The organism is Pseudomonas sp. AC169 (assembly GCF_979258515.1).
The window spans coordinates 1,048,764-1,065,909 of the sequence record NZ_OZ409866.1 but is presented as its reverse complement, the minus strand read 5'-3'; the positions used below and the strand labels follow the sequence as shown (position 1 = coordinate 1,065,909).

Genomic DNA, 17,146 nt, shown 5'->3' with positions numbered 1-17,146 from the left:
GTTTGATCAGCATAGACAATCAGGTCGCCACATCCGTTAGCCTGGAGTTCTACACATGCATCCCCGCGTCCTTGAGGTCACCGAACGGCTTATCGCCCGCAGCCGCGCCACGCGTCAGGCTTACCTTGCACTGATTCGCGGCGCCGCCACTGACGGGCCGATGCGCGGCAAGCTGCAATGCGCCAACTTTGCCCACGGCGTGGCCGGGTGCGGCAGCGAAGACAAGCACAGCTTGCGGATGATGAATTCGGCGAACATCGCGATTGTTTCTTCATATAACGACATGCTCTCGGCGCACCAGCCGTACGAAGTGTTCCCGGAACAGATCAAGAATGCCCTGCGCGAAATCGGCTCGGTCGGTCAGTTCGCTGGCGGCACTCCGGCGATGTGCGACGGTGTGACCCAAGGTGAGCCGGGCATGGAACTGAGCCTGCCGAGTCGCGAAGTGATCGCGATGTCCACGGCGGTGGCGCTTTCCCACAACATGTTCGACGGCGCGCTGATGCTCGGCATCTGCGACAAGATCGTCCCGGGCCTGATGATGGGTTCGCTGCGCTTTGGTCACCTACCGACGATTTTCGTCCCGGGCGGGCCGATGGTCTCGGGGATTTCCAACAAGGAAAAAGCCGACGTGCGCCAGAAGTACGCCGAAGGCAAAGCCACCCGCGAAGAGCTGCTGGAATCGGAGATGAAGTCCTACCACAGCCCGGGCACCTGCACCTTCTACGGCACCGCCAACACCAACCAGTTGCTGATGGAAGTCATGGGCCTGCACTTGCCGGGTGCCTCGTTCGTCAACCCGAACACGCCGCTGCGTGACGCGCTGACCCGCGAAGCCGCGCACCAGGTTACGCGCCTGACCAAGCAGAACGGCAACTTCATGCCGATCGGCGAAATCGTCGACGAGAAGGCGCTGGTCAACTCCATCGTTGCGTTGCACGCCACCGGCGGTTCGACCAACCACACCCTGCACATGCCGGCGATGGCCATGGCGGCGGGCATTCAACTGACTTGGCAGGACATGGCCGACCTCTCCGAAGTCGTGCCGACCCTGAGCCACGTCTACCCGAACGGGAAAGCCGACATCAACCACTTCCAGGCAGCGGGCGGCATGTCGTTCCTGATCCGCGAACTGCTCGGCGCCGGTCTGCTGCACGAAGACGTCAACACCGTGCTTGGCCACGGCTTGAGCCAATACACGAAAGAGCCGTTCCTGGATAACGGTGAACTGGTCTGGCGTGAAGGTCCGACCGACAGCCTCGACGAAAACATCCTCCGTCCTGTTGCGCGTGCGTTCTCGCAGGAAGGCGGTTTGCGGGTGATGGAAGGCAACCTCGGGCGCGGTGTGATGAAGGTGTCCGCTGTTGCGCTGGAAAACCAGATCGTCGAAGCGCCAGCGATGGTGTTCCAGGATCAGCAGGATCTGGCCGACGCGTTCAAGGCTGGATTGCTGGAAAAAGATTTTGTCGCGGTGATGCGCTTCCAGGGCCCGCGTTCCAACGGCATGCCGGAGCTGCACAAGATGACGCCGTTCCTCGGCGTGCTGCAGGATCGCGGTTTCAAAGTCGCGCTGGTGACTGACGGACGGATGTCCGGCGCCTCGGGGAAAATCCCGGCGGCAATTCACGTCAGCCCCGAGGCTTATGTCGGTGGCGCTTTGGCGCGGGTGCAAGAGGGCGATATCATCCGCGTCGATGGCGTCAAAGGCACCTTGGAGCTCAAGGTCGACGCCGCAGAATTTGCAGCGCGCGAACCCGCCAAAGGCCTGTTGGGCAACAACATCGGCAGCGGTCGCGAACTGTTCGGCTTCATGCGTTTGGCCTTCAGCTCGGCGGAGCAGGGCGCCAGCGCCTTCACTTCTGCCCTGGAGACGCTTAATTGAAACTGGCTTTGGTCGGTGATATCGGAGGCACCAACGCGCGGTTTGCGTTGTGGAAAAACCAGCAACTGGAATCGGTTCAGGTGCTGGCCACGGCCGACCACGCCAGCCCGGAAGAGGCGATCAGCCTCTACCTGAGCGGGCTCGGTCTGGCGCCGGGTTCGATCGGTTCGGTGTGCCTGTCGGTGGCCGGTCCGGTCAGTGGTGATGAGTTCAAGTTCACCAACAACCACTGGCGGCTGAGCCGCACCGCGTTCTGCAAAACCTTACAGGTCGAGCAGTTGTTGCTGGTCAACGACTTCTCGGCGATGGCGCTGGGCATGACCCGTTTGCAGCCGGGCGAATTCCGCGTGGTCTGCGAAGGCACGCCGGAGCCATTGCGCCCGGCGGTGGTGATCGGCCCGGGCACAGGTCTTGGCGTTGGTACATTGCTTGATCTGGGCGAAGGTCGTTACGCGGCGTTGCCGGGCGAGGGCGGTCACGTTGATCTGCCGCTGAGCAGTCCCCGTGAAACGCAGTTGTGGCAGCACATCTACAATGAGATCGGCCATGTCAGCGCAGAAACCGCATTGAGCGGTGGTGGATTGCCACGGGTTTACCGGGCGATCTGCGCGGTGGACGGGCATGAGCCGAAACTCGATACGCCGGAAGCGATCACCGCGGCCGGGCTGGCGGGTGATCCCATTGCGCTGGAAGTGCTTGAGCAGTTCTGCTGCTGGCTCGGCCGTGTCGCCGGCAACAACGTGCTGACCACGGGCGGGCGTGGCGGGGTGTATATCGTCGGTGGTGTGATTCCACGCTTTGCCGATTTCTTCCTCGAAAGCGGTTTTGCCCGCAGCTTTGCTGACAAAGGGTGCATGAGCGATTACTTCAAAGGCATACCGGTGTGGCTGGTGACAGCGCCGTATTCCGGACTTATGGGCGCGGGTGTGGCTCTGGAACAGGCAGGCTGAAGCGTGAGATCGTTCCCATGCTCCGCGTGGGAATGCAGCCCGTGACGCTCCGCGTCACTGGACGCGGAGCGTCCCCAGAGGCATTCCCACGCAGAGCGTGGGAACGATCAGCGTGGGAACGATCGGTTCATCAGGCATAATCCGCCCCAATTCCAACAACAAGGATGCCTTCGAAGTGAGCTCAGTCAACAAGTCGATATTGTTGGTCGATGACGACCAGGAAATACGCGAGTTGCTGGAAACCTACCTGACCCGCGCCGGGTTTCAGGTGCGTGCCACCGCCGATGGCGCCAGTTTCCGTCAGGCCCTCAACGAGGCGCCGAGCGATCTGGTGATCCTCGATGTCATGCTGCCCGACGAAGACGGCTTCAGCCTGTGCCGTTGGGTGCGTCAGCATCCGCGTCAGGCGCAGGTGCCGATCATCATGCTCACCGCCAGTTCCGACGAAGCCGACCGTGTGATCGGTCTGGAACTCGGCGCCGACGACTACCTCGGCAAACCCTTCAGCCCCCGCGAACTGCAAGCGCGCATCAAGGCGTTGCTGCGGCGTGCGCAATTCGGCCAGGAGCGCAGCGGCAGCGACGTGCTGGCGTTCGATGAATGGCGGCTGGACATGGTCAGTCATCGGCTGTTTCACCGCGACGGTGAAGAGGTGATTCTCTCCGGCGCTGACTTCGCTCTGCTGAAACTGTTTCTCGATCACCCGCAGGAAATCCTCGACCGCGACACCATCGGCAACGCCACCCGTGGCCGCGACCTGATGCCGCTCGATCGTATCGTCGACATGGCCGTCAGCCGTTTGCGCCAGCGTCTGCGCGACACCGAGAAACCGCCACGGTTGATCCGCACCGTACGCGGCAGCGGCTACCAATTGGCAGCCAATGTGGTTGCCGGCAATGGTCACTGATTCGCTGCGCAAACTCGCCGCCAAGGTGCCGGTACCGCGTTCGCTGCTCGGGCGGATGTTGCTGCTGACGTTGCTGGCGGTGCTGTTCGCACAAACATTGTCGAGCGTGATCTGGGTCTCGCAACTGCGCGCCACGCAACTCGAAGGCCTGGTCACCAGCGCCCGCAGCCTCGCCCATTCAATGACCGCCAGCGTCAGTTACTTCCGCTCGTTACCGGTGGCGTATCGACCTTTGGTGCTGGATCAATTGCGCAGCATGGGCGGCACCCGATTTGTCGTGACACTCAACGACAAGCCCTTGGGCATGGATGTGTTGCCTGTCACGCCGCGTAAAGCCGCGGTGATGAAAGCGGTCGACGAAGTGCTGCGCCAGACCCTCGGGCATGACACCGATATATCAGTGACCTTCGTCAGCCCCGAAGACCTGCGGATCTTCAACGCAGGGCTGAAACTCGATGAATTGCCACGCTCGTGGGCGCATTACGCCTTGACCCTGGAACCGGTGAATCCGCCCGTGTTGGTCACGCAGATCCAGATGGCGCCGGGCGAATGGCTGTACATCGCTTCACTGTTGCCCGAGCCGTACACCAGCCTCGAAGAACAAGGCCTGCCATCCCAGCAGGTGTGGTTCATCGTCCTCACCAGCGGATTTTTGCTGCTGTTCATCGGCCTGCTGGTGCACTGGCAGAGCCGGCCGCTCAAGCGTCTGGCCCGCTCAGCTCGGGATCTGTCGCTGGGTGCCGACGTCGAGCCAGTGGCCGAGGGCGGCGGCAGTGAAGTGGTCGAAGTGGGCCGCGCGTTCAACACCATGCGCGAGCGCATCAGCCGTTACCTGACCGAGCGCAGTCAGTTGTTCAGCGCGATCTCCCATGACCTGCGCACGCCGATCACCCGTTTGCGTTTGCGCGTCGAATTGCTTGAAGACGAGAAGTTGCAAGCCAAATTCGGTCGTGATCTGGATGAGTTGGAGTTGCTGGTCAAAGGCGCGCTGCAATGCGTGAAAGACACTGACATCCACGAGAACATCGAACCGGTGGATCTCAACCATGTGCTTGATTGTCTGGTCGAACCGTACCTGGCGCCGAACGGCAACGGGCGTGTGACTCAGCATGGTCGTGCGTTGGCGGCGTATCCGGGTAAACCTTTGGCGTTGAAACGCTGCATCGGTAATTTGATCGACAATGCCTTGAAGTACGGGCAGAACGCACATTTGCACATCGATGATGATGACAGCGCGTTTGTCTTGCACGTTGATGATGAAGGGCCGGGTGTGCCGGAGCAGCGGCTGGAACAAGTTTTTGAGCCGCACTTCAGATTGGCGGGGCAGCAGCAGGGCTATGGTTTGGGGTTGGGCATCGCGCGCAATATTGCTCACAGTCATGGCGGCGAAGTGACGTTGCAGAATTTGCGTGAAGGTGGGTTGCGGGTGACCCTGCAATTGCCGCGTTCAGCGGATTAGATCAAAAGAGCCCCTCACCCTAGCCCTCTCCCGGAGGGAGAGGGGACTGACCGAGGCGTATTTGGCTATCCGCCGACCTGATGCATTGAGTCGATTATGGATTCGGTAAAGCACTTTCAGCTCGGCGCAACTCTTCAGCATCCTGCGATCGGCCCCCTCTCCCTCTGGGCGGTCCGACGTTTCGGGAGGGCTGGGGTGAGGGATCGCTCTTTGTCACGGTCCGGTGACAAACCCCGCCCCCTTCGTTACAAGCCCAGCCCAACCCGTTGTTTAGACTCCCCGCAGACATAACAACAAAAAAGGCCACCCATGGATCTCTTCCAACCCGGCTTCAGCAGTTGGCTGAACGCCCCTGCCCACCAGCAATGGCTCGCCGCCGAAGGCCTGCGTCTGCTGGATTTCGCCAAGGCATCAAAACTGCCCGAAGGCTTCGGCAACCTCGACGAGCGCGGCCGTCTGCCAGCGAACGCACAAGCCGAAACCATGAACACCGCGCGCATGACTCACAGCTTCGCCATGGCCCATATTCAAGGCTTGCCGGGTTTTGCCGAACTGGTCGATCACGGCATCGCCGCCCTGCGAGGCCCGTTGCGTGATGCGTTACACGGTGGCTGGTTTGCCGTCGCCGAACACCGCGACGACAACACCGGTAAAAACGCCTATCTGCACGCGTTCGTCGCATTGGCCGCCAGCTCCGCTGTGGTCGCCAAACGCCCCGGCGCACAAGCGTTGCTGGATGACGCCATCGACATCATCGACACCTATTTCTGGAGCGAAGAAGAGGGCGCCATGCGCGAGTTCTTCAACCGCGACTGGAGCGAAGAAGAAGCCTATCGCGGCGCCAACAGCAACATGCACGCCACCGAAGCGTTCCTCGCACTGGCTGATGTCACTGAAGATCCGCGCTGGCTGGTGCGTGCGCAACGCATCGTCGAGCGGGTGATCCACGGTCACGCGGCTGGCAACGGTTACATGGTTATCGAGCATTTCGACCGCGACTGGCAACCGCTGCGTGAATACAACCACGACAATCCTGCCGACGGTTTCCGCCCGTACGGCACCACACCGGGTCACGGTTTCGAGTGGGCGCGGCTGTTGCTGCACCTCGAAGCGGCGCGAGTGCAGGCCGGCATGTTGACGCCCGGCTGGCTCGCCACTGACGCGGCAAAACTCTTCGAGAACAACTGCCGCAACGGTTGGAATGTCGATGGTTTGCCGGGCATCGTCTACACCCTCGACTGGGACAACAAAGCCGTTGTCCGCCATCGTCTGCACTGGACGCACGCCGAGGCCAGCGCCGCTGCCAGCGCGTTGCTCAAACGCAGCGGAGATGCGCAATACGAAACCTGGTACCGACTGTTCTGGGAATTCTGCGAAATGAATTTCATCGACCGTTGCGACGGCAGTTGGCACCACGAACTCAATCCGCAAAACACGCCAAGCGCCGATATCTGGCCAGGCAAACCCGATCTGTACCATGCCTGGCAAGCCGTGCTGATCCCTCGTCTACCCTTGTCGCCGAGCATGGCGACTGCGCTGGCGCAGTGGTCTCAGAGCGTTGCTATGTAATTAATCATGTAACCATACGGTGACATTCGCGCGTCCCTTCGTTACCTGCGAAGGGAAACGTCCTGTTTAAACTCCTGTGCAGCGCAAGCACCAGACTTGCATGCATAACAACAAGAAAGGTACATCTCAGATGAATGCGATTTCTCGCCTCGCTACTGTCATTTCTGTCGCCTCCCTGTTCCCGCTCGCAATTCTGCCTCTCAGTGTTTCCGCTGCCGAATCCAAAGGTTCGGTCGAAGTCGTGCACTGGTGGACGTCCGGTGGCGAAAAAGCCGCTGTTGATGTGCTCAAGGCGCAAGTCGAAAAAGACGGTTTCACCTGGAAAGACGGCGCTGTCGCCGGCGGTGGCGGTGCAACTGCCATGACCGTGCTGAAAAGCCGCGCTGTGGCCGGCAACCCGCCTGGCGTTGCTCAGATCAAAGGCCCGGACATCCAGGAATGGGCGTCGACCGGCCTGCTCGACACCGACGTGCTGAAAGACGTCGCCAAGTCGGAAAAGTGGGACAGCCTGCTCGACAAGAAAGTCTCCGATACCGTGAAGTACGACGGTGATTACGTGGCCGTGCCGGTGAACATTCACCGTGTGAACTGGCTGTGGATCAACCCGGAAGTGTTCAAGAAAGCCGGGATCACCAAGAACCCGACCACCCTCGAAGAATTCTATGCCGCTGGCGACAAGCTGAAAGCGGCGGGCTTCATTCCGCTGGCTCACGGCGGTCAGCCATGGCAGGACAGCACCGTGTTCGAAGCCGTAGTGCTTTCGGTCATGGGCGTTGATGGCTACAAGAAAGCCCTGGTCGACCTGGACAACAAAGCACTGACCGGCCCGGAAATGGTCAAGGCGCTGACCGAGCTGAAGAAAGTCGCGACCTACATGGACGCTGACGGCAAAGGCCAGGACTGGAACCTGGAAGCGGCCAAAGTCATCAACGGCAAGGCCGGCATGCAGATCATGGGTGACTGGGCCAAGTCCGAATGGACCGCCGCGAAGAAAGTCGCTGGCAAGGACTACGAGTGCGTAGCGTTCCCGGGCACCGACAAGGCGTTCACCTACAACATCGACTCGCTGGCCGTGTTCAAGCAGAAGGACGCAGGCACTGCGGCCGGTCAGCAAGACATCGCCAAAGTCGTGCTGGGTGAAAACTTTCAGAAAGTCTTCAGCATCAACAAAGGCTCGATCCCGGTACGCAACGACATGTTGAACAACATGGACAAGCTCGGCTTCGACTCCTGCGCCCAGACCGCTGCCAAGGACTTCCTGGCGGACGCCAAGTCTGGCGGCCTGCAACCAAGCATGGCGCACAACATGGCGACCACGCTGGCGGTGCAAGGCGCGTTCTTTGATGTCGTGACCAACTACATCAACGACCCGAAAGCCGACCCGGCCGATGCTGCGAAGAAACTTGGCGCAGCGGTGCAGTCAGCCAAATAGGCGGTAGCGACGAGCTGCGAGCCGCAAGCTACAAGTCAAAAGCTTGAGCTCTGTTGGTCTTGCAGCTTGCAGCTCGCCACTGCTCCTCTCTTTTTTTGATGGATTTCCCCATGAGTTCTGTTGCTGTGTTCAGCAAGGCCTCGCCGTTCGATGCATTGCAACGCTGGCTACCAAAACTGGTGCTGGCGCCGAGCATGTTCATCGTGCTGGTGGGCTTCTATGGCTACATCCTGTGGACGTTCGTGCTGTCGTTCACCACCTCGACGTTCCTGCCCAACTACAAGTGGGCGGGACTTGCGCAATACGCGCGGTTGTTCGACAACGATCGCTGGTGGGTCGCGAGCAAAAACCTCGCGGTGTTCGGCGGCATGTTCATCGGTATCACTCTGGTGATCGGCGTGTTGCTGGCGGTGTTCCTCGACCAGCGCATTCGTCGCGAAGGCTTTATCCGCACCATTTACCTGTACCCGATGGCGCTCTCGATGATCGTCACCGGTACCGCGTGGAAATGGCTGCTCAACCCGGGCATGGGCCTGGACAAATTGTTGCGTGACTGGGGCTGGGAAGGCTTCCGTCTCGACTGGCTGATCGACCCGGATCGCGTGGTTTACTGCCTGGTGATCGCCGCTGTGTGGCAAGCCTCGGGCTTCATCATGGCGATGTTCCTTGCCGGCCTGCGTGGCGTTGATCAATCGATCATCCGTGCCGCGCAGATCGATGGCGCGAGCATGCCGACGATCTACTGGAAAGTGGTGCTGCCAAGCCTGCGTCCGGTGTTTTTCAGTGCGGTGATGATCCTCGCCCACATCGCGATCAAGAGCTTCGACCTGGTCGCGGCGATGACTGCCGGTGGTCCGGGTTATTCCTCCGACCTGCCCGCGATGTTCATGTATTCCTTCACCTTCAGCCGCGGCCAGATGGGCATGGGCTCGGCCAGTGCGATTCTGATGCTCGGTGCGATCCTCGCGATCATCGTGCCTTACCTGTATTCCGAGCTGAGGACCAAGCGCAATGACTAGTCTCGCTGCCAAACCTGCTATCAGCCTGAGTCGCATCGCGATCTACGCAGTGCTGATCATCGCCGTACTGCTTTATCTGGTGCCGCTGGTGGTCATGTTGCTGACCAGCTTCAAGACTCCGGAAGACATCAGCACCGGCAACCTGTTGAGCTGGCCGACCGTGGTCAGCGGCATTGGCTGGGTCAAGGCCTGGGCCACGGTTGACGGTTACTTCTGGAACTCGATCAAGATCACTGTGCCAGCCGTAATCATATCCACCGCTATCGGTGCGTTGAACGGTTATGTGCTGTCGTTCTGGCGCTTCCGTGGTTCGCAGTTGTTCTTCGGTCTGCTGTTGTTCGGCTGCTTCCTGCCATTCCAGACCGTGCTGCTGCCGGCCTCGTTCACCCTCGGCAAGATGGGCCTGGCGAGCACCACCACCGGCCTGGTGTTTATCCATGTGGTTTACGGGCTGGCGTTCACCACGCTGTTCTTCCGTAACTACTACGTGAGCATTCCGGATGCGCTGGTCAAAGCTGCACGCCTGGATGGCGCGGGGTTCTTCACGATTTTCCGCCGCATCATTCTGCCGATGTCGACGCCGATCATCATGGTCTGCCTGATCTGGCAATTCACCCAGATCTGGAACGACTTCCTGTTCGGTGTGGTGTTCTCCAGCGGTGATTCGCAACCGATCACGGTGGCGCTGAACAACCTGGTCAACACCAGCACCGGCGCCAAGGAATACAACGTTGATATGGCAGCGGCGATGATCGCCGGCCTGCCGACCCTGCTGGTCTATGTGGTCGCAGGCAAGTATTTCGTGCGCGGGCTGACGGCCGGCGCAGTCAAGGGGTAATCATGGCAACGCTCGAACTTCGCAACGTCAACAAGACCTACGGTGCCGGCCTGCCGGACACCCTGAAGAACATTGAACTGTCGATCAAGGACGGTGAGTTCCTGATCCTCGTCGGCCCGTCGGGCTGCGGCAAATCGACCTTGATGAACTGCATCGCCGGTCTGGAAACCATCACCGGCGGCGCGATCATGATCGGTGATCAGGACGTCAGCGGCATGAGCCCGAAGGATCGCGACATCGCCATGGTGTTCCAGTCCTACGCGCTGTACCCGACCATGAGTGTGCGCGAGAACATCGAGTTCGGTCTGAAGATTCGCAAAATGCCTCAAGCGGCGATCGACGAAGAAGTCGCGCGCGTGGCCAAGCTGCTGCAGATCGAACACCTGCTCAATCGCAAGCCGGGTCAGCTCTCCGGCGGTCAGCAACAGCGTGTGGCGATGGGCCGCGCACTGGCGCGTCGGCCGAAGATTTACCTGTTCGACGAACCGCTGTCCAACCTTGACGCCAAGCTGCGCGTCGAGATGCGCACCGAAATGAAACTGATGCACCAGCGCCTGAAAACCACCACGGTCTACGTGACCCACGACCAGATCGAAGCGATGACCTTGGGCGACAAGGTTGCGGTGATGAAGGACGGCATCATTCAGCAGTTCGGTACGCCGAAAGACATCTACACCAACCCGGCCAACCTGTTCGTGGCGAGCTTCATCGGTTCGCCGCCGATGAACTTCATTCCGCTGCGTCTGCAACGCAAGGACGGTCGTCTGCTGGCGCTGCTCGACAGCGGCCAGGCGCGTTGCGAGCTGCCGATGAGCATGCAGGATGCCGGTCTGGAAGATCGCGAAGTGATCCTCGGCCTGCGCCCTGAGCAGATTGTTTTGGCGAACGGCGAGGGCAATGGCCTGCCGAGCATTCGCGCCGAAGTGCAGGTGACCGAGCCAACCGGTCCGGACACGCTGGTGTTCGTCAATTTGAATGACACCAAAGTCTGCTGCCGTCTGGCGCCGGACGTGGCACCGCAGGTGGGCGAGAGCCTGACGCTGCAATTCGATCCGTCGAAAGTGTTGTTGTTCGATGCCAACACGGGCGAGCGTCTGGGCACTGCCGGCCAACCACAGACCGATGCGCGGTCTGCGAACGTGGCGCAATTCAAAGGCCGCTGAAGAACAAATGTGGGAGCGAGCCTGCTCACTCCCACAAAGGAGCACGCGGTGGATTGCCTGTAGTCCATCGCACTTTATGTAAACCGCGTTAGATAAAAACAGTTAATAACAATAAAGACGAGGATGTAGGGATGAAAAAGAAACACGTCAATGCCCGGTTGATCTGCCAAGTGTCAGCTGCGGCGGCATTGGTGCTGGCCGGTAACGCCATGGCGGCGGATGCCTTCAGCTCCGACTCGAAATGGATGACCGGTGACTGGGGTGGCGAGCGGACCAAGCTGATCGAGCAGGGTATCGACATCAAGGCCGACTACGTTGGGGAAATGGGCGCCAACCTGCACGGCGGCTATAACGATGACAAGACTGGGCGCTACAGCGACCAGTTCGGTCTGGGCGTGGCACTCGATCTGCAAAAGCTGTGGGGCTGGGATAACACCCAGGCGAAGATCCAGCTGACCAACCGTAATGGCTACAACATCTCCAACGACCGCGTTGGCGATCCGCGTGCCGGAACCTTGAGTTCCTCGCAAGAAGTTTACGGTCGTGGCCACATGGTGCGTCTGACCCAGTTGTGGATTCAGCACCAGTTCTTCGACAACAAACTCGACGTTAAGGCCGGTTACTTCGGTGAAGGCGAAGACTTCAACACCTTCCCGTGCGACTTCCAGAACCTGGCGTTCTGCGGTTCCCAAGTGGGTAACTGGGCGACCAACATCTGGTACAACTGGCCAGTCAGCCAGGCCGCGATCCGTGTGAAGTACAACATCAACGACGAGCTCTACGCGCAAATCGGTGCGTACAACCAGAACCCGTCGCAGCTGGAACACGGCAACGGCTTCAAACTCAGCGGCAGCGGCACCAAAGGTACTGTTCTTCCGGTTGAATTGGTCTGGTCGCCGAAGGTCAACAGCCTGCCGGGCGAATACCGCGTTGGCTACTACAAGAGCACGGCTGATGCTGACGACGTTCGCGAAGACGTCAACGGTTTTGACGCCGCCACCACTGGCGACGCCTACAAAACCCACAACAGCAAAAGCGGTTACTGGTTCGTCGCGCAACAGCAACTCACCAGCCACAACGGTGATGCCTCGCGTGGTCTGAACATCGCGGCCAACGCCACGTTCCACGACAAGGACACCAACTTCATCGACAACTACCAGTCGGTGATGTTTGTCTACAAAGGTCCGTTCGACGCGCGTCCGAAGGATGACGTCGGTATCGGCGCGGCACGTATCCACGTCAACGACGATGTGAAGAAAAACGCCGAGTTGCTGAATGCGTCCAACGGTGTTTCGGATTACGACAATCCGGTGTTCTCGCCAATTCGCGAAACCGAATACAACTACGAGATCAACTACGGCTTCCACGTTACCAACTGGCTGACCGTACGTCCTAACCTGCAGTACATCACTCACCCGGGTGGTGTGGATGAAGTGGACAACGCTTTGGTCGCTGGCCTGAAAATTCAGTCTACGTTCTAACGCGTCTGCGATAAGCTCCTCTCTATGTGCGCATATTTGCGGACAGCCAAGGCTGTCCGCTTTTTTTTGGGGCTGGCGCAACCCAGTGAAAGACGAGTTCAGGATCGTGGCAAATGCATGAGCATCCGCTACAACGCTTCTTCAAATCCCTGCGTGAACAACCGGTGTTCGCCTGGGAGCGCTATCAGATGCGTGACGTGTTGGTGATCGATCATCCGCTGTGTCAGGCGGTGTTCAGTCGTCAGGGCGCGCAGTTGCTGCACTTTCAGCCGCGCGGGCAAAAGCCGTGGTTATGGTGTGCGGCGAAGTGGCCGCACGTGGGTGCCATTCGCGGTGGCGTGCCGGTGTGCTGGCCGTGGTATGGCCGTCATCCGAGCGAAAACGCCTGGCCATCGCATGGTTGGGCGCGACTGCTCGACTGGAAGTTGCTCGACAGCAGCAGCGCCGAAGATGGCGTGCGCCTGCACTGGCAATTGCAGCTGTGCGACTGGCAGGTCGACCTGCACGCGCATTTGGGCGAGCGCATGGAATTACGCCTGAGCACCGAGCATCAGGACGACATGCCGTGCCAGTTGAGCCAGGCTTTGCACGCTTACTGGCGTATTGGCGATGTCGGTGAGATAGCGCTGTCTGGGCTCGAAGGGGCGCAGGGTTACGACCAGTTGAATCGGCAGGTTTGCCAGCAGGAAGGTGAGTTGCGGGTGGATGGCGGGTGTCAGCGGGTGTTCCAGCATGACGGCGAATTGCAGCTCAAGGATCACGCTTGGCAACGTGAGTTGTGCATTGATACCGGTGACAGCGCGGACACGGTGGTCTGGCATCCCGGGGCGCGGCCGTTGTTGGGCGTGACGTGGGATGAAATTTCCGAGTTTGTCTGTGTTGAAGCGGCGGCGGGTGGGACTGACAGCCTGCATTTAGCGCCGGGGGAGAAGGCGCATTTGAGTTTGCAGGCGTGGGCGGCGGCTTGAGTGTGTCAGTCACATCGTAGCCCCTCACCCTAGCCCTCTCCCGGAGGGAGAGGGGACCGATCGGGGGATGCTGAAGAATTACGCCGAAATGAAAGAGCAGTGCTGAATCCATAATCGACTGGATATTTCAGGTCGATGTACAGCGCAAGACACCTCGGTCGGCCCCCTCTCCCCTCGGGAGAGGGCTGGGGTGAGGGTAGGCTTTTGACCTTTAGTTGAACTCGTCACCCACCGGATACCGGCTCGCATTCAAGCTCTCTTTGATCTTGCGCAAATGCGGCTGGAAATCCACCCCGCGACGCAAGGTCATCCCCGTCGCCAACACATCCAGCACCGTCAACTGAATGATCCGCGACGTCATCGGCATATAAATGTCGGTGTCTTCCGGCAGCGGAATATTCAGGCTCAAGGTACTCGCCTTGGCCAACGGCGAATTCTCCGCCGTCAAACCCAACACCGAAGCGCCGTTCTCGCGAGCAATGCGCGCCACCTCGACCAACTCGCGGGTGCGGCCGGTGTAGGAAATGATCACGAACAACTCACCGGTGTGCGCCACCGACGCAATCATCCGCTGCATCAATACATCGGCGTGGGCGGTGACGGCCAGATTGAAACGGAAGAACTTGTGCTGCGCATCCAGCGCCACCGGTGCCGAAGCGCCGAGGCCGAAGAAGTGGATCTGTCGGGCCTGAATCAACAGGTCGACGGCGCGGCTGATCAGGTTCGGGTCGAGCGCCTGACAAGCGCTGTCCAGCGACGCGATGGCACTGCCGAAAATCTTCTGCGTGTACGCCTCGGGATTATCGTCGGCCTCGACCGCGCGGCTGACATACGCCGCGCCACTGGCCAGACTCTGCGCCAATTGCAGCTTGAGCTCGGGATAACCGCTGACACCGAACGAACGGCAGAAACGGTTGACCGTCGGTTCGCTCACCGAGGCCGCCTGGGCGAGGGCGGCGATGCTGAAGCGGGTGGCCTGCTGCGGGTTGAGCAGGATCACCTCGGCGACTTTGCGTTCGGCCTTGTTCAGGTCTTCAAGGCGACTCTGGATCTGTTCCAGTAAATTTCGCACGCGGTCCATATGGAATTCCTAATTCACCTGCGCGAAGGTGCGCCGGGCTATGCAAATTGGGCCTTTGATATGGCCCGTAACGGTGGCCTATCCTACTGATGGCTCCGACTGACCACCACTCGGAATCTGTATTTTGCGAAAATGTTGTGGTTATTACTACATTTTCCCTTGAGTGATGCCTTGAAAAAAGGTATTTGTAGCTTAACTTGATAAAAGAACAAACATCATGCCTTCGATTACGGTTGAACCGTGCACCTTTGCCTTGTTCGGCGCGCTTGGCGATCTGGCCCTGCGCAAGCTGTTTCCTGCCCTTTATCACCTCGATGGCGCCGACTTGCTGCACGAAGACACGCGCATCATTGCGCTGGCCCGTGAAGAAGGTTCTCAGCAGCAGCACATGGCGTTCATCGCCGCCGAACTGCGTCGTTATGTGGGCAAAGAGCTGGACGAGGCTGTCGCCGAGCGTTTTCTCGCGCGCCTGACTTACCTGCACGTCGACTTCCTGAAATCCGAAGATTATGTGGCGCTGGCCGAACTGGCCGGCAGCACGCAACGCGTGATTGCCTATTTCGCCACCCCGGCAGCGGTGTATGGCGCGATCTGCGAGAACCTGGCGAAAGTCGGTCTGGCGGAAAACACCCGTGTGGTGCTGGAAAAACCGATCGGCTCCGACCTCGAATCGTCGCGCAAAGTGAACGACGCCGTGGCGCAGTTCTTCCCGGAGAACCGCACCTACCGCATCGACCACTACTTGGGCAAAGAAACCGTTCAGAACCTGATCGCCCTGCGTTTCGCCAACAGCCTGTTCGAAACTCAGTGGAACCAGAATTACATCTCCCACGTGGAAATCACCGTGGCCGAGAAGGTGGGCATTGAAGGCCGTTGGGGCTACTTCGACAAGGCCGGCCAGTTGCGCGACATGATCCAGAATCACTTGTTGCAGTTGCTCTGCCTGATCGCCATGGACCCTCCGGCTGACCTGTCCGCCGACAGCATCCGTGACGAAAAGGTAAAAGTGCTCAAGGCGCTGGCGCCGATCAGCCCGGAAGGCCTGACTACCCAAGTGGTGCGTGGCCAGTACATCGCTGGCCACAGCGAAGGAAAATCCGTTCCGGGTTACCTCGAAGAACCGAATTCCAACACCCAGAGCGACACCGAAACCTTCGTCGCCCTGCGTGCCGACATCCGCAACTGGCGCTGGGCCGGCGTGCCGTTCTACCTGCGCACCGGCAAGCGCATGCCGCAGAAACTGTCGCAGATCGTCATCCACTTCAAGGAACCGTCGCACTACATTTTCGCCCCCGAGCAGCGCCTGCAGATCAGCAACAAACTGATCATTCGCCTGCAACCGGACGAAGGCATTTCCTTGCGCGTGATGACCAAAGAGCAGGGCCTGGACAAAGGCATGCAACTGCGTAGCGGCCCGCTGCAATTGAATTTCTCCGACACCTGGCGTAGCGCGCGAATTCCCGATGCCTACGAACGGTTGTTGCTGGAAGTGATGAACGGCAATCAGAACCTGTTTGTCCGTAAAGATGAAATCGAAGCCGCGTGGAAATGGTGTGACCAGCTGATCGCCGGGTGGAAAAAATCCGGTGATGCGCCCAAGCCGTATGCGGCCGGGTCGTGGGGGCCGATGAGCTCCATTGCATTGATCACGCGGGACGGGAGGTCGTGGTATGGCGATATCTGATGTGCAACTGCCTGCGGGCGTGAACGCTCACGAATTCAACAGCCCGGTGCTGTTGGCCGAAGGTCTGGCGCTGAACGTCGCCAAGCAATTGAGCGAGGCCATTGCGGCACGCGGCAACGCGGTGCTGGTGGTGTCGGGCGGTCGTAGCCCGGTGGCGTTTTTCCAGCACCTGGCCAAGCAGGAACTGGACTGGTCGAAGGTCGTCGTGACCCTCGCCGACGAACGTTGGGTACCGGTTGAACACGCCGACAGCAATGCTGGCCTGCTCAAGCAATACCTGTTCAAAGGCCCGGCGGCGAAAGCGCAATTCCTCAGCCTTTATAGCGCTGCAGCGAACGTCGAGCAGGCTGCTGAACAGGCTGACCGCTTGCTCGCCGAATTGCCACCGATTGACGTGCTGGTGTTGGGCATGGGCGATGACGGCCACACCGCGTCGCTGTTTCCCGACAGCCCGAACCTGACCGAAGCTCTGCAAGCCGATGGCACACGCCGTTGCTGGCCGATGCTGGCGCCAAGCGTGCCGCGTCAGCGTTTGACCATGAGCCGTGCGCTGCTGGCCTCGGCCCGGCACAAGATTCTGTCGATTTCCGGTCAGTCGAAACTGACCACCCTGAATGCCGCACTGGCATCCGACGACGTCGCCGCCATGCCGGTGCGCGCGTTTCTGCAACCTACGTTAGAGATTTACTGGTGCCCATGAGCCAAGGAACAGC

General features: G+C 59.8%; 14 protein-coding genes. 13 read left to right on the top strand and 1 reads right to left on the bottom strand.

The window, feature by feature from the left end; translation table 11 throughout:
• Positions 1-55: 55 nt before the first annotated feature.
• The 11 genes from edd to ACZZ0G_RS04780 all read left to right on the top strand — a co-directional run bounded on the left by edd (position 56) and on the right by ACZZ0G_RS04780 (position 13,668).
• Positions 56-1,882: a phosphogluconate dehydratase gene (gene edd / locus ACZZ0G_RS04830; protein ID WP_463555473.1), complete on the top strand. Its 1,827-nt coding sequence runs from the start codon at positions 56-58 to the stop codon at positions 1,880-1,882.
• The gene (locus ACZZ0G_RS04825; RefSeq protein WP_463555472.1) at positions 1,879-2,832 is read left to right on the top strand and encodes a glucokinase; all 954 of its coding nucleotides are present in this window, start codon (positions 1,879-1,881) and stop codon (positions 2,830-2,832) included. Before edd ends, ACZZ0G_RS04825 begins: the two co-directional genes overlap by 4 nt.
• A 175-nt stretch (positions 2,833-3,007) precedes the next feature.
• Positions 3,008-3,739: a response regulator gene (locus ACZZ0G_RS04820; RefSeq protein WP_463555471.1), complete on the top strand. Its 732-nt coding sequence runs from the start codon at positions 3,008-3,010 to the stop codon at positions 3,737-3,739.
• Positions 3,729-5,198, top strand: a complete 1,470-nt coding sequence (locus tag ACZZ0G_RS04815) for an ATP-binding protein (RefSeq protein ID WP_122606629.1) — start codon at positions 3,729-3,731, stop codon at positions 5,196-5,198. The genes ACZZ0G_RS04820 and ACZZ0G_RS04815 overlap by 11 nt, the downstream gene beginning before the upstream one ends.
• A gap of 309 nt (positions 5,199-5,507) precedes the next feature.
• Complete coding sequence (locus tag ACZZ0G_RS04810; RefSeq protein ID WP_463555470.1) at positions 5,508-6,767, top strand: D-mannose isomerase; 1,260 nt, start codon at positions 5,508-5,510, stop codon at positions 6,765-6,767.
• A 130-nt stretch (positions 6,768-6,897) separates the two neighbouring features.
• Positions 6,898-8,199, top strand: coding sequence for an ABC transporter substrate-binding protein (locus tag ACZZ0G_RS04805; protein WP_090285552.1), 1,302 nt, complete (start codon positions 6,898-6,900; stop codon positions 8,197-8,199).
• Positions 8,200-8,309: 110 nt separating this feature from the next.
• On the top strand, positions 8,310-9,218 hold the full coding sequence (locus ACZZ0G_RS04800; protein WP_007917874.1) for a carbohydrate ABC transporter permease: 909 nt from the start codon (positions 8,310-8,312) through the stop codon (positions 9,216-9,218).
• Positions 9,211-10,056 (top strand): carbohydrate ABC transporter permease, encoded by an 846-nt coding sequence (locus ACZZ0G_RS04795; protein WP_093430462.1) that lies wholly within the window; start codon positions 9,211-9,213, stop codon positions 10,054-10,056. The genes ACZZ0G_RS04800 and ACZZ0G_RS04795 overlap by 8 nt, the downstream gene beginning before the upstream one ends.
• A gap of 2 nt (positions 10,057-10,058) precedes the next feature.
• On the top strand, positions 10,059-11,219 hold the full coding sequence (locus ACZZ0G_RS04790; protein WP_463555469.1) for an ABC transporter ATP-binding protein: 1,161 nt from the start codon (positions 10,059-10,061) through the stop codon (positions 11,217-11,219).
• A gap of 131 nt (positions 11,220-11,350) precedes the next feature.
• Positions 11,351-12,700, top strand: coding sequence for a carbohydrate porin (locus ACZZ0G_RS04785; RefSeq protein WP_463555468.1), 1,350 nt, complete (start codon positions 11,351-11,353; stop codon positions 12,698-12,700).
• 113 nt (positions 12,701-12,813) lie between these two features.
• The gene (locus tag ACZZ0G_RS04780; protein WP_007917868.1) at positions 12,814-13,668 is read left to right on the top strand and encodes a D-hexose-6-phosphate mutarotase; all 855 of its coding nucleotides are present in this window, start codon (positions 12,814-12,816) and stop codon (positions 13,666-13,668) included.
• 211 nt (positions 13,669-13,879) lie between these two features.
• Here the strand turns inward: ACZZ0G_RS04780 and ACZZ0G_RS04775 are convergent, their stop codons facing one another.
• Positions 13,880-14,740: a MurR/RpiR family transcriptional regulator gene (locus tag ACZZ0G_RS04775; RefSeq protein ID WP_171057240.1), complete on the bottom strand. Its 861-nt coding sequence runs from the start codon at positions 14,738-14,740 to the stop codon at positions 13,880-13,882.
• Between the two features lie 226 nt (positions 14,741-14,966).
• Between ACZZ0G_RS04775 and zwf the strand changes: the two genes are divergently transcribed.
• Together zwf and pgl are read left to right on the top strand one after the other, a co-directional pair.
• Entirely contained in the window at positions 14,967-16,433 is a 1,467-nt protein-coding gene (gene zwf, locus ACZZ0G_RS04770) for a glucose-6-phosphate dehydrogenase (RefSeq protein WP_463555467.1), read from the top strand.
• On the top strand, positions 16,420-17,133 hold the full coding sequence (pgl, locus tag ACZZ0G_RS04765; protein ID WP_463555466.1) for a 6-phosphogluconolactonase: 714 nt from the start codon (positions 16,420-16,422) through the stop codon (positions 17,131-17,133). The genes zwf and pgl overlap by 14 nt, the downstream gene beginning before the upstream one ends.
• Positions 17,134-17,146: the final 13 nt, after the last annotated feature.